General features: G+C 73.0%; 10 protein-coding genes. 7 read left to right on the top strand and 3 right to left on the bottom strand.

All coding sequences use genetic code 11. The annotated features are described in order from the left end of the window. The first annotated feature begins 305 nt into the window (after window positions 1-305). Both ACF1BH_RS07045 and ACF1BH_RS07040 read left to right on the top strand, forming a co-directional pair. A complete protein-coding gene (locus tag ACF1BH_RS07045) occupies window positions 306-1,190 on the top strand; it encodes a TauD/TfdA dioxygenase family protein (protein WP_391641381.1) in 885 nt (294 codons plus the stop codon). Continuing rightward, window positions 1,187-1,711 (top strand): FcoT family thioesterase, encoded by a 525-nt coding sequence (locus ACF1BH_RS07040; RefSeq protein WP_391641380.1) that lies wholly within the window; start codon window positions 1,187-1,189, stop codon window positions 1,709-1,711. Before ACF1BH_RS07045 ends, ACF1BH_RS07040 begins: the two co-directional genes overlap by 4 nt. Window positions 1,712-1,885: 174 nt before the next feature. Here the strand turns inward: ACF1BH_RS07040 and ACF1BH_RS07035 are convergent, their stop codons facing one another. Further along, window positions 1,886-2,182 (bottom strand): DUF5955 family protein, encoded by a 297-nt coding sequence (locus tag ACF1BH_RS07035; protein ID WP_391641379.1) that lies wholly within the window; start codon window positions 2,180-2,182, stop codon window positions 1,886-1,888. 421 nt (window positions 2,183-2,603) lie between these two features. On the opposite strand from ACF1BH_RS07035, the gene ACF1BH_RS07030 reads away from it, so the two are divergent. The 4 genes from ACF1BH_RS07030 to ACF1BH_RS07015 all read left to right on the top strand — a co-directional run bounded on the left by ACF1BH_RS07030 (window position 2,604) and on the right by ACF1BH_RS07015 (window position 7,544). Further along, window positions 2,604-2,858, top strand: coding sequence for a hypothetical protein (locus ACF1BH_RS07030; protein ID WP_391641378.1), 255 nt, complete (start codon window positions 2,604-2,606; stop codon window positions 2,856-2,858). A gap of 206 nt (window positions 2,859-3,064) precedes the next feature. Next, window positions 3,065-3,643, top strand: coding sequence for an NTP transferase domain-containing protein (locus tag ACF1BH_RS07025; RefSeq protein ID WP_391641614.1), 579 nt, complete (start codon window positions 3,065-3,067; stop codon window positions 3,641-3,643). Between the two features lie 399 nt (window positions 3,644-4,042). Next, window positions 4,043-5,686, top strand: a complete 1,644-nt coding sequence (gene aceB / locus ACF1BH_RS07020; RefSeq protein WP_391641377.1) for a malate synthase A — start codon at window positions 4,043-4,045, stop codon at window positions 5,684-5,686. Window positions 5,687-5,894: 208 nt separating this feature from the next. Beyond that, on the top strand, window positions 5,895-7,544 hold the full coding sequence (locus tag ACF1BH_RS07015) for a translation initiation factor 2 (RefSeq protein ID WP_391641376.1): 1,650 nt from the start codon (window positions 5,895-5,897) through the stop codon (window positions 7,542-7,544). A gap of 271 nt (window positions 7,545-7,815) precedes the next feature. Here the strand turns inward: ACF1BH_RS07015 and ACF1BH_RS07010 are convergent, their stop codons facing one another. Continuing rightward, window positions 7,816-9,951, bottom strand: a complete 2,136-nt coding sequence (locus ACF1BH_RS07010; protein ID WP_391641375.1) for a tetratricopeptide repeat protein — start codon at window positions 9,949-9,951, stop codon at window positions 7,816-7,818. Window positions 9,952-10,237: 286 nt separating this feature from the next. Between ACF1BH_RS07010 and ACF1BH_RS07005 the strand changes: the two genes are divergently transcribed. Continuing rightward, window positions 10,238-11,119, top strand: coding sequence for a chitosanase (locus tag ACF1BH_RS07005; RefSeq protein ID WP_391641374.1), 882 nt, complete (start codon window positions 10,238-10,240; stop codon window positions 11,117-11,119). A 93-nt stretch (window positions 11,120-11,212) separates the two neighbouring features. On the opposite strand, the gene ACF1BH_RS07000 is transcribed toward ACF1BH_RS07005, so the two are convergent. After that, the gene (locus tag ACF1BH_RS07000) at window positions 11,213-12,715 is read right to left on the bottom strand and encodes a nucleobase:cation symporter-2 family protein (RefSeq protein WP_391641373.1); all 1,503 of its coding nucleotides are present in this window, start codon (window positions 12,713-12,715) and stop codon (window positions 11,213-11,215) included. Between the last annotated feature and the right edge of the window lie 12 nt (window positions 12,716-12,727).

Raw genomic sequence — 12,727 nt, 5'->3', positions numbered from 1 at the left:
CGCAGCATTTCCGCAGGCCAGCTCGGCGAAACAAGCGGCCTGCCGACTCAGACGGGAACCCGTGGCCGAACTCCGGGACTTTAGCCCGCCTTTAGAATCGCTTCAGAAATCCACTTCGGCGTTGACACAAGCACCACTTCAGCCTTTTTCTTGCCCTGTATCCACCTCGTGGATGCAGGAATTGAATGCAGGCATCATCAGCGACTGGCGCCGGTCACACGTGGCCACCGATCCGGCTCACTCACCCCCTCCCGAACCGGCACCCTGCCCTCCCCTCTCACAGGAATCACCGGAGAACCCGCACCATGGAAATCACCCCGCAGGCAGGCAAGAAACTAGGCGTGACGGTCGAGGGCTTCGACCACACCACCGCGTCGGAGTCCGACGTCCAAGAGCTCATGCAGGCCGTGTACACCAGCAAGATCGCGGTCCTGAAGAACCAGCACCTGTCGACGGATGCCTTCCTCGAACTGAGCAAGCGACTGGGCCGGCCCGAGCGCTACTACGAGCCGATCTACCACCACCCGGACAACCCGGACATCTTCGTGTCCTCGAACATTCCGCAGGACGGCAAGCAGGTGGGCGTTCCCAAGACCGGCCATTTCTGGCACGCCGACTACCAGTTCATGCCCAACCCGTTCGGCATCACCCTCATCCACCCGCAGGTCGTGCCGGAGAAGAACCGCGGCACGTATTTCATCGACATGGGTGAGGCGTACCGCAGGCTGCCCGATGACCTGAAGGCGGCGGTGGCCGGCACCAAGGCCCGTCAGACCGTGCGCAAGTACTTCAAGATCCGCCCGGGGGACGTCTACCGACCGCTTTCGGAGATCGTCGCGGAGATCAAGCAGAAGACCCCGGACGTGCTGCACCCCACCACGTTCAGGCACCCCCTCACCGGTGAAACCGTTCTCTACATCAGTGAGGCCGCCACCATCGAGATCGAGGACGCGGACGGCAACCCCCTCGACGACAAGCTGCTGCGGCGGCTCTTCGAGGCCACCGGCCAGCTCGACGAGGAGATGCGCCATGAGCTCATCCACCTCCAGGAGTTCGTGGTGGGCGATCTGCTCATCTGGGACAACCGCAGCCTGATCCACCGCGCCCGGCACACCACGACGCCGGAGCCGACCGCCTCGCACCGCGTCACCGTGCACGACGCCCACAAGCTGTACGAGGAGGCGGCATGACCATGACCGCGATCAGCCACCCGACCGACCAGGAAATCCTTGACAAGGTGCTCCACCCCTACAAGGAGCACTGCAAGTACCTGAAGTCGGCCGAGGTCACCGCCGCCGACGGGGGTGTCTCCGCGCGATGCACGTTCTCGATCCCCGAGTCCTGCTACATCGATGACACCGGGCACCTCAACTCCGTCGAGGTCAACATCTGTTACAACCAGATGGCGTACTACACCGCAGCCGCGGCGGTCCGGTACGGACTGCTGGAGGAGTTCTCCGGCTGGACGATGGAGGACTACTGGAAGCGCCTGCTGCCCGACATGCTGATCACCCGGTTCCAGGCCAGGTTCCGACGCCCGGTCAGCCCTCGCGCGTTCGGCGGCGAGGTGGTGTTCAACCGGCTCCAGCGGCGGGCGTCCAGCGCCGGCGACCAGCTTCTGATGATCAACACCACGCACCGCTACTACGACGACGTCGGAGACGGCTGCGGCGGCGAGGTGACGCTCGCCCTCACCAACCTTCCCGACTGAAGCGTGCCGCACCGGGGCCGCGGTACGGCACACGGCGCGCCGCCCGGCCGTGACCGCGCCGTACCGCGAGCCCCGGAGGAGGCACCCTGCGCACCTCCTCCGGGCGGTGGCAGCCCTGCCGCCCGAGGCACGCGGCGGGCACCCTGAGGAACGGTCACCTCCGGGCCGGGGGTCTCAACGGCGCCTCAGCGGCGCCCCCGGCGGCCCGCCGAACCGTTCGACGCCCGCGCGGACGTCGGCCAGGGCGGGCGACAGGGCGCTGACGGACCCGACGGCACCGGCGATCAGCAGCAGCGAGCGGCGCAGCCGGGGCACCTCGGGCAGCCCTTCACGGACCATGGCGTCCAGCGCGGCCAGTTCGTCGTCGGCCACCGCGCGATCCGGTAACTCGTAGGACAGCAGGGCCAGTTCGCGGCGGAGCCGGGCCACCGCGGTGCGCAGTTCGTACCTCCGCGGATCGACCCCGGCCACGCCGGGGCATCCGCGCCCCCCTTGCCTCTGCTCCACGACGACGGCGTCCTCCGGGGAAGTTGAGCGTTCGACAATGCGGGACAGTTAACGCCACGGCGCACCGGATGCGCCATATGCGGGACACGATCCGTCAGGGCCCGTCACCCAGAGGGAGTGCGGCCAGGGGGATCCGGACCCGTTCGGCGGAGCGCGAGGGTCCCGCGCGCCGCCCGCCGCGCGCCGTCGCGCACGGCGCCCGGCCTGCGCAGTGCGCCCCGGAGAACCCTCCAGGCTTCCCCGTAGGGGCCGGGCCACACCTCCGCACATCTGCTCCCCCTCCCCGCCTTCCGCGTGAGCGTCCGGCGGGAGAGGCGTACGGGGTGCCGGGACGGAGCAGCATCCTTCCGGGCATATCCGGTATATCCCAGAATCGGAGAACGCGATGGACTCTCAACGCGACCCGTACAGCGACCCCGAGCCGGAGCACGGCCACGACACGGCCCCCGACCGGCGCCACACCAGCGTGGTCCAACTGATCTGCCGCGCCTACGGACTCGCGGACGTCTCGGAGATCACCGTCGAGCACATGCACCGCTACGTCACCGAGCGCCGCCTCGCGGAGCAGCGTACGCACGGTATCCGCGGCCCCCTGCGGCCGTGGATCCCCCGTCCGCGTACGGCGGGCGACGCGGGCTGACACCGGCGAACCGCCGGAAGCGGGAAGGTCCGCGCACGGGAGGAGCCGCGCACGGGAGGGGCCGGGCGCCGCGGGCCGCCGCGGCACCGGTGGGCGGCGCCCGGCCCCGGGGTGCGAGGTCATGGGGTATGCACTCCCCCATGACCTCGACACCGCACCCGTCCACTCCGGCACCGACCCCCGGGCGCCCGCCCCGCCCGGAGAGAGTGGCGGGACTGCTGCTCGCCGCCGGCTGCGGACGCCGGCTGGGCGGACACCCCAAGGCGTTGCTGGAGTTCCGCGGACGTCCACTGGTGGAGCATGCGGCGCGGGTGCTGCGGGCGGGGGGCTGCGGCCCCGTCCACCTCGTCCTGGGCGCCGCGGCGTCCGAGGTGCGGGCCCGCGCCGACCTCTCCGGCTACACCGTGCACACCAACCCCGACTGGGCCTCCGGCATGGGCTCCTCCCTGCGGACGGGCCTGACCGCGCTCGCCGGTTCGGGGTGCGGTGCGGCGCTCGTCATGCTGGTCGACCAGCCGGGCATCGGCCCGGAGGCGGTGGCACGGGTGGCCGCGGCGTACGACGGCCCGGAGGCGCTGGCGGCAGCCGCGTACGGGGGGCGCCGCGGGCATCCGGTGCTCTTCGGCGCGGACCGCTGGGCGGAGATCGCCGCGACCGCCGAAGGCGACCGCGGCGCCCGCGCCTACCTGCGCCACCACGACGCCGAACTGACCCTCGTCGAGTGCGCGGACATCGCGGCGGCGTACGACATCGACACCCCGGAGGATCTGCACCTCCTCGGGTGAACGGCGGCCGTGGACACGGGAGTTGGCGCGGACACGGGGTGACCCCGGCCGCACCCGGGGGGACGTCACCGCGGAGCTTTCAGGCAGAGCCCCGAATGCACGCACCCCTGCCGCGCCGGCCCCTTCAGGTTCCCTCCCTGAAACAAGCCGCCCCGCACCGCCCGCCGGCCCCGCTCCCGGCATGGCACCCGGAGCCATCACAGGGCCGCTTCTGTCGACCCGGAGAATCTCGACATCAACAAACGATTGAACTTCCGCGATAAGGAAACTAGTCTCCACTGGTCAGAAGCGCCCTGATCCCGAACGGCGCCCGCGACCGTACGTCCGACCCCGCGGCACTCCGTGCCGTGCGGCCTCCCGGCGGCCGCTCGGCACCGCCGCTGAATGGAGTGACAGCTCATGTCCGCACCAGCGCCGTCCCCGCTGGCCCTCGCCGATGTCGACCCCGCTCGCGTGCCCGCGCGTCAGGACGAGGTCCTCACCGACGCCGCGCTCGCCTTCCTGGCCGAGCTGCACCACCGGTTCACCCCGCGCCGTGACGAGCTGCTCGCCCGGCGCGCCGAGCGCCGCGCCGAGATCGCCCGGACCAGCACCCTGGACTTCCTGCCCGAGACCGCGCACATCCGCGCGGACGACAGCTGGCGGGTCGCCGAGGCGCCCGCCGCGCTCACCGACCGCCGGGTGGAGATCACCGGCCCGACCGACCGCAAGATGACCATCAACGCGCTGAACTCCGGCGCCAAGGTCTGGCTCGCCGACTTCGAGGACGCCTCCGCTCCCACCTGGGAGAACGTCATCGCCGGCCAGCTCAACCTCACCGACGCCTACGAGCGCCGCATCGACTTCACCGACCCGCGCTCGGGCAAGTCGTACGCCCTCAAGGACGCCGCGGAGCTGGCGACCGTCGTCATGCGGCCGCGCGGCTGGCACCTCGACGAGCGGCATCTGACGGTCGGCGGCAAGCCCGTCCCCGGTGCGCTGGTCGACTTCGGCCTGTACTTCTTCCGCAACGCCCAGCGGCTCCTCGACCTCGGCAAGGGCCCGTACTTCTACCTGCCGAAGACCGAGTCGCACCTGGAGGCCCGCCTCTGGAACGACATCTTCGTCTTCGCCCAGGACTACGTCGGCATCCCCCGGGGCACCGTCCGCGCCACGGTCCTCATCGAGACCATCACCGCCGCGTACGAGATGGACGAGATCCTCTACGAGCTGCGCGACCACGCCTCCGGACTGAACGCCGGCCGCTGGGACTACCTCTTCTCCATCGTCAAGAACTTCCGCGACGGCGGCGCCAAGTTCGTGCTGCCCGACCGCAACGCGGTGACGATGACCGCGCCGTTCATGCGCGCGTACACCGAGCTGCTCGTCCGCACCTGCCACAAGCGCGGTGCGCACGCCATCGGCGGGATGGCCGCGTTCATCCCCAACCGCCGCGACCCGGAGGCCAACGAGAAGGCGCTGGCGAAGGTGGCGAACGACAAGGACCGCGAGGCCGGGGACGGGTTCGACGGTTCCTGGGTCGCCCACCCCGACCTGGTGCCGATCGCCCGCGCCTCGTTCGACGCGGTCCTCGGCGACCGGCCGCACCAGAAGGAGCGGCTGCGCGAGGACGTCGACGTCAAGGCGGCGGACCTGATCGCCGTCGACTCCCTGGAGGCGAAGCCGACGTACCAGGGACTGGTCGACGCGGTGCAGGTCGGCACCCGCTACATCGAGGCGTGGCTGCGGGGCCTGGGCGCCGTCGCGATCTTCGGCCTGATGGAGGACGCGGCCACCGCCGAGATCTCCCGTTCGCAGATCTGGCAGTGGGTCGACGCGGGCGTCGTCTTCGAGGACGGCGACCACGCGGGCGAGAAGGTCACCGCCGAGCTGGTGCGCTCCGTCGCCGCCACCGCGCTGGCCGACATCCGGGCGGAGGCCGGCGAGGAGGCGTTCACCGCCGGCCGCTGGCAGCAGGCGCACGACCTGCTGCTCCAGGTCGCCCTCGACGCCGACTACGCCGACTTCCTGACCCTTCCGGCGTACGCGGTGCTGGAAGGCTGAGCCCGGCCCCCGGGGCACGCCCCCGGCCGCCGGCCCCGATCGCCCGCACCGGGCGGCGGGGCGGCGGCGGGCGCGGCGGGCGCCGAGTACCCTCTTCCGCATGCCGTCGCCTCCGCCCGAGCCCGTCCGCCACGGCGGCGGCGACGCGTCCCGGCCGGCGGGCCGTGCCTTATCGGGGGGACGGCGGACCGCCCACACCGCGCGGACCGTGCTTTTCGCGGCGCGTTCCGCGGTGGCGCTGCACCGTCTGCTCGACACCCTCCCGGTCTTCGCCGGTGACCACCGCATCACCCGTGTCTTCTCCCTCGTCCCCGGCTCGGACTTCTCCACCGACGCGCTCGCGGCGCTGGAGGCCGCCGGGGCCCGCACCGTCCCCTGGAGCGAGGCCCTCGGCACCACCTACGACCTGACGCTCGCCGCCAGCCCCAAGGGCGATCTGCACCGGCTGCGCGGGCCGCTCGCGCTGCTGCCGCACGGCGCCGGGTTCAACAAGTCGCTGCCCTCCGACGGTTCGGCCCGCGCGGCGTCCGGGCTCGACGCCGCCTATCTGGTGCGCGGCGGCACCCCGCTGGCCACGCTGCACGCCCTCGCCCACCCGGGGCAGATCGCCCGGCTCGCCACCCGGAGCCCGGAGGCCGCCGCCCGGGCCGCGGTCGTCGGCGATCCCACCCTGGACCGGCTGCTGGCCTCCCGGGGCCTGCGCGACCGCTACCGCGCCGCACTCGGCGCCGGCGGCCGCCGGTTGATCGCCCTCACCTCGACCTGGGGCCCGCGGTCGCTGCTCGCCCGGTACCCCGGGCTGCCCGCCCGCCTCGCCCGTGAACTGCCGCTGGACGAGTACCGGCTGGCACTGCTGCTCCATCCCAACGCGCACAGCAGCGCGGGCCGCCATGAACTCACCGAACGGCTCGCGCCCGCCCTCGCCGCCGGTCTGACGATGGCCGCGCCGTACGAGGAGTGGGCGTCGGTCCTGGTGGCGGCCGACGCCGTGCTGTGCGACCACGGGTCGACGGCGCTGTACGCGGCGGCGCTGGGCCGCCCGCTGCTGTCGGTGTGTGACGGCGGCGACGAGCTGATCCCCGGCACCCCGATGGACCGGCTCCTCGCGGCGGTCCCCGTCTTCGAGAAGCCCGGCGACATCGCCGAGGCGCTGCGTACGCACCGCGCCGAGCAGGTCACCGAAGCCGCCGCGGCGGCCTTCGCCGAACAGGGCAACGCCCTGCCCCACCTGCGCACCCGCCTCTACGCCTGCCTGGGCCTGACCCCGCCCACCACGCCGCTCGCGCCCCGGCTGCTGCCCGTACCGCGCGACGCCGCGCCCCTCCCGGCGGCCTGCGCGGTCCGCACCCGGGTGCACGGTACGGCGGTCACCGTGGTCCGCCACCCCGCGGCCGACGATCCCGAGGACCGCCCCGGTGACGACGGCCCCGACGCCCCCGCCGGACATCTCGCCGTGGAGGAGGACGCGGCCGGGGTCCCGCTGGCCCAGGGTGCGGGGCTGTTGTTCCGCCGCGCCCGGGGCGGCCCGGGCGACGCCCCGTGGACCGCGGCCGGCTGGATCGACGAGGCGCTCGCCGCGTACCCGGGGCGGCGCACCGTGGCCGCCGTTCTCGCCCCGTCCCTGTCGGTCGCGCGCCGCCGCGGCGGTCCCCTGCTGGCGGCGCGGACCGAACCGTACGAGGAGGCGGGGCGGATCGTCCGCCCGGACCAGGCGGCGGTGCTGTCCGCACTCCACGCCTGGCTCACCGCCGCCCCGGACGCCGCCGCGCCCGCGACACTGACCTGCACGATCGGGGAGCGTACGTACCGGGTCCGGGTGACGGAGGCGACGGCGGAGCAGGCGCGCCGGGAGCTGTGAGCCGGACGGAGCGGTGCGCCGGGGCGCTCCGGCGCTACGGCGGTGCTCCGGGGGCCGCGCTCCCGCTCTACTTCCTCGCGGATCCCTCCGCGCTGCGCGGGTACGGTGGCCGTTCGGCCCGGCCGGGGGAGTGAACCGGGCCGAACGGCAGTCCTCACCCTGATGCACGCAGCTGACGTTTCGCAGATGTCCCGCTGACGCCGTTCTGACGGCCGGATCGCGGCAGCTCCGCGCACCACCGGCCTGCCCTCGGCACACCGCTGACGCCGTCTCACGACGCCGGGGCCGCTCCGCCTTCCCGTGCCCGGATCGCCGCGGCCCGCTCCCGGTGCCCGGCCGCCGCCTGGGCGCTGCCGGCCTCCTCCTCCAGCTCGGCGAGGGCGTCGAGGACCCGCGCCTCCTCGAAGGTGGAGCCGCGCCGCCGGGCGGCGTCGAGCGCGGCCCCGAAGCGGTCCCGTGCGGTGTCGAGACGGCCCTGCCTGCGCTCCACCCGGCCCAGGGCGAAGACCGTACGGGCGGTCATCCGGTCGCGTCCCAGCTCCTGCGCCGCTGCGTACGCCGCGGCCAGCTCCGCCTCCGCGAGATCGAGTTCGCCGAGAGACTCGCGGGCCAGGCCCAGCTGGTAGGTGAGCAGCATGGCGCCGTAGGCGTTGCCGATCTCGCGGTGGATGGTGCGGGAGCGTACGTAGTCGGGGACGGCGTCGGCCCAGCGGCCGCTCTCCGCCCCGAGGCGGCCGCGGAACTCCAGGGCGGAGGCGTAGAGCTTGCGGTCCGCCTTCTCCTCCCCGAGCAGTTCGGCGCCGTGCACCGCCGCGGTCAGCTCCCGTCCGGCGTCGGCGAACCGGCGCTGCTCCCACAGCGGGCGGGCCAGTTGGCAGCGCATCCGGATCGTGGCCCGGAGGTTCTCGGCGCGCTGCGCGGCGTCCCGGCCGAGGGCGAAGGTCACCGCGGACTCGGCGCTGTGCGGATGGTCCAGCAGATGCGTCCACAGCGGTTCGCACAGCGCCCAGGCCAGGTCGTACCAGCCGGCGTCGTGGGCGATGCGGACGCAGGTGTGCAGGGCGCGCCGCTCGGCCGTCAGCCAGCGGTGGGCGACGGCCTTCCGCTCCGGCTCCGGCGCGGTGAGGTCCGCGTCGTCCGCACCGGGCACCGGCGGGGCGGCCGGGGCGAGGGTCAGGCGCTTGCCGGCGGCGCGTTCGTCGGCGCGCTGGGCCTGGCGCAGATACCAGCCGACGACGCGGCGCAGCCCGTCGGCGGTCTCCTGCGGGCTGCCCTCGTCGCGGGCGCGGCGCAGCGCATGGGCCCGGACCAGCGGGTGCATCCGCGGGCGCCGGACGGGCGGGCCGGCCGCGCCCTCCTCGGCGGGGTCGCACACCACGTCGACCAGTCCGGTGTCGGCCAGCTCCGCCAGCGCGTCCTCGGCGGCTTCCCGGCCGGTGCCCAGCAGCGCCGCCACGGCCGCCTCGGAGATCACCTCGCCCGCCTCCGCGGCGAGCAGCCGGTAGAGCTGCCGGGCCCGCGGGCCGAGGTCGCGGTAGGCGGCGTCCCATACGGGTTCGATGTCCGGCACGCCCTTCTCCCGCAGTTCGGTGGTGAGTCCGGCGAGCAGCCGCGGCCAGCCGCGGTGCCGGTGCCTGCGCACCCAGCGCCCGGCGACCCGCAGCGCCGCGGGCGATCCGGCGCACAGCCGGGCCAGCTCCGCGGCGGTGTCCGGCGCGGCGGACAGCTCGGGGTCGTGGACGATCCGCAGCAGCAGTTGTACGGCGTCGGCCTCCCGCAGCGGTTCGAGGGAGAGCTCCACCGCGGCGGCGTGCTCCAGGTCGTCCAGGCGCCGCGATCCGGCGAGGATGACCACGCTGCCCGCGGACGCCGGGAGGAGCGGTTCGGCCTCCGAGGCGTAGCGGACGTTGTCGATGACGACGACCAGCCGGCGGTGCTGGGTGCGGTCCCAGTACTGCGCGGCGCGCCCGGCGAACGTCGGCTCCACCCACTCGGGGGTCACGCCCAGATCGCGCAGCAGCCGGGCGAGCACATCGCTGAGGGAGACCCCGCCGTCGTGCCGCATGCCGTCGAGGTCGACGTAGAGGACGCCGTCCGGGTATCCCTCGCGCAGGGTCCGGGCGAGCCGGAAGCCGAGGGTGGTCTTGCCGACGCCGCGCAGTCCGCGGAGCGTGACGATCAGCGGGCGCTCGGCCTCGGGGCGCTCGCGCTCCCAGTCGCGTACGGCCCGCAGGACGAGGGCCTGTTCGTCGTCGCGGTCGGTGAAGTGGGGTACTTCCGGCGGTAACTGACAGGGCGGCCGGTGCGTGTGTGACTGGTGCACGTGCAGTTCCTGGACCGAACCGGCCTGGACCAGGCTGTTGACATGGGCCTGACCGCCCACGCTGTTCCGCGTCTCCTCGGCCATGCGTCAACTGTAGGTGGTGCGCCCTCGCGGCGTGCGGCACTTCGCGGGCCCGGGCGGGGAGCCGGTCCCCGAGCCCCGGGCGGGCGTCTTCGCCGGTGGCGGGTCCGCGCGGGGCGCCGGACCGCTCCCACCTCGCGCGCACTCCACCACAACTCCCTTGATCCGTAAGGGAATCGGCGTGCGCGGGGTGGTGCGCGACGCCTGTACGCGCCCCCTCAAGTCTGGTAGGAAAGCTTCCTAACGATTGGGGAACCCCCCACAGCCCACTCCGGAATCGGAGGATCGTATGCGCTCCCGGTCGATAGGGTCACGTGTGACCAAAATATCCACCCGCGTCATCCTCGGCGTGGCACTGCTCGCCGTTCCCGCGACCGCGGTCGCGGCAACGGCCATCCCGGGCGGCAAGTCGGATTCCGCCCCGCACACGGCCTCGCGCTCCGCTCATCCCTCGCGCGCGGCAACCGGGCTCGACGACCCGGCGAAGAAGGAAATCGCGATGAAGCTGGTCTCCAGCGCGGAGAACTCCTCGCTGGACTGGAAGGACCAGTACAAGTACATCGAGGACATCGGCGACGGCCGCGGCTACACCGCCGGCATCATCGGCTTCTGCTCCGGCACCCACGACATGCTCGAACTCGTCGAGCTGTACGCCAAGCGCAAGCCGGACAACATCCTCGCGAAGTACCTGCCGGCGCTGCGCAAGGTCGACGGGTCCGACTCCCACGAGGGGCTCGGCAACGCGTACGTGAAGGACTGGAAGACCGCGGCGAAGGACCCCGACTTCCAGAAGGCGCAGAACGACGAGCGGGACCGGGTGTACTTCAACCCGGCGGTCAAGCAGGGCAAGGCCGACAAGATCGGTGTGCTGGGGCAGTTCGCGTACTACGACGCGATCGTCATGCACGGCGACGGCGACGAGGACACCAGCTTCTCCAGCATCCGCGAGCGGGCCCTGAAGAAGGCGAAGCCGCCGTCGCAGGGCGGCGACGAGAAGAAGTACCTCAACGCGTTCCTGGACGCCCGGGTGTGGGCGATGCAGCAGGAGGAGGCGCACAGCGACACCAGCCGCGTCGACACCGCGCAGCGGGTCTTCCTCAAGGACGGCAATCTCGATCTGCACACGCCGTTGAAGTGGAAGGTCTACGGCGAGGACTTCCACATCGGCTGAGCCGGTGCGGGAGGGGGAAACCCCGAGGGGAAGCGGGTGGCGGCCCGCGGTGGATCCGGTCACGGCCGGGTCCGCCGCGGGCCGCCGGTGTGTTCAGCGGCGGTGGCCGGGGAGCCGGGGCACCTCGCCGGCGGTGCGGCGGGCGGGCTGCGGCGGGACGGTCGGGGCGGCGGGCGCCGGGGGCGCGGGAGCGGCGTCCGCCGGAGCCGGCGGCGGGGCTCCGGTGTCGTGGTCCTCGCTCCCGTCCGCCGGGTCCCCGGTGGCCGCCGGCCGGCCGCCGAGGTGGTTGAAGGCCAGGTTGAGGACGAGGGCGACCAGGGCGCCGGTGCTGATGCCGGAGTCCAGGACGACCAGCAGGTCCTTGGGGAAGGCGTGGTAGAAGTCCGGCGCGGCGATGGGGATCAGGCCGATGCCGACGGCGGCGGCGACGATCAGGCCGTTCTCCCCCTTCTCCAGCGCCGCCGTGGCGAGCGTCTGGATGCCGCTGGCGGCGACCGAGCCGAACAGCACGATGCCCGCGCCGCCCAGCACCGGCAGCGGCACCAGGGAGATCACCGAGGCGGCCACCGGGCACAGCCCGAGGAGCAGCAGGATCGCGCCGCTGGTCGCCACCACGAAGCGGCTGCGGACCTTCGTCATCGCGACCAGCCCGATGTTCTGGGCGAAGGCGCTGGTGGCGAAGCCGTTGAAGAGCGGGCTGAGGGCGGTGCCGAGGGTGTCGGCGCGCAGTCCGCCCTCGATGGTCCGCTCGTCGGCGGGCCGGCCGACGATCCGGCCGAGGGCGAGCATGTCAGCCGTCGACTCGGTCATGCAGACCAGCATCACGATGCACATCGACACGACGGCGGCGGCGTTGAACTGCGGTGCGCCGAAGTGGAACGGCGTCGGGAAGCCGACCGGGGCGGCGCCGGTGAGGGCGGAGAAGTCGGTGAGGCCGACCGGGATCGCCAGCAGGGTGCCGGCGATCAGCCCGAGCAGGATGGAGATCTGCCGCAGGAAGCCGCGCAGTACCCGCCGCAGCACCAGCACGATCACGAACGTCGCCGCCGCCATCGCGATGTTGGTGAGCGATCCGTGGTCGGGGGCCGACGCGTCGCCGCCCTGCGACCAGTTGAAGGCGACCGGCAGCAGGGAGACGCCGATGAGGGTGATGACGGTGCCGGTGACCACCGGTGGGAAGAAGCGGACCAGCTTGGAGAAGTAGGGGGCCAGGAGGAAGCCCAGCACCCCGGCGATGATGATCGCGCCGAAAATGACCGGCAGTGCGTGCTCCGGACCCTGGGCCTTGCCGATGGCGACCATCGGGGTGACCCCGGCGAACGACACCCCGTTGACGAAGGGCAGCCGGGCGCCGATCTTCCAGAAACCGAGGGTCTGCAGGAGGGTGGCGATGCCCGCGGTGAAGAGGCTGGCGCCCACCAGGAACGCCGTCCCGGTGGGGCTCAGCCCGCAGGCCGGCCCCACGATCATCGGCGGGGCGACCACCCCCGCGTACATGGCGGCCACGTGTTGCAGACCGCTGGTGAACATCTTGAGGGGCGGGAGGAGTTCGTCGACCGGATGCGTGCTCCGGTCCGACCCCGGCGTAGCGGCCACTGCGGGCCTCCT

Source organism: Streptomyces sp. NPDC014733 (genome assembly GCF_043083385.1).
In the GTDB taxonomy this organism is placed as follows: domain Bacteria; phylum Actinomycetota; class Actinomycetes; order Streptomycetales; family Streptomycetaceae; genus Streptomyces.
Note: the sequence above shows the minus strand (reverse complement) of the source record. Positions and strands in the feature narration are given on the sequence as shown.

Bases quoted from the DNA above. Each gene is read 5' to 3' on its own strand.
- ACF1BH_RS07045 (WP_391641381.1), top strand. From the start codon at position 306: ATGGAAATCACCCCGCAGGCAGGCAAGAAACTAGGCGTGACGGTCGAG.
- ACF1BH_RS07040 (WP_391641380.1), top strand. From the start codon at position 1,187: ATGACCATGACCGCGATCAGCCACCCGACCGACCAGGAAATCCTTGAC.
- ACF1BH_RS07030 (WP_391641378.1), top strand. From the start codon at position 2,604: ATGGACTCTCAACGCGACCCGTACAGCGACCCCGAGCCGGAGCACGGC.
- aceB (WP_391641377.1), top strand. From the start codon at position 4,043: ATGTCCGCACCAGCGCCGTCCCCGCTGGCCCTCGCCGATGTCGACCCC.
- ACF1BH_RS07010 (WP_391641375.1), bottom strand. From the start codon at position 9,951: ATGGCCGAGGAGACGCGGAACAGCGTGGGCGGTCAGGCCCATGTCAAC.
- ACF1BH_RS07005 (WP_391641374.1), top strand. From the start codon at position 10,238: ATGCGCTCCCGGTCGATAGGGTCACGTGTGACCAAAATATCCACCCGC.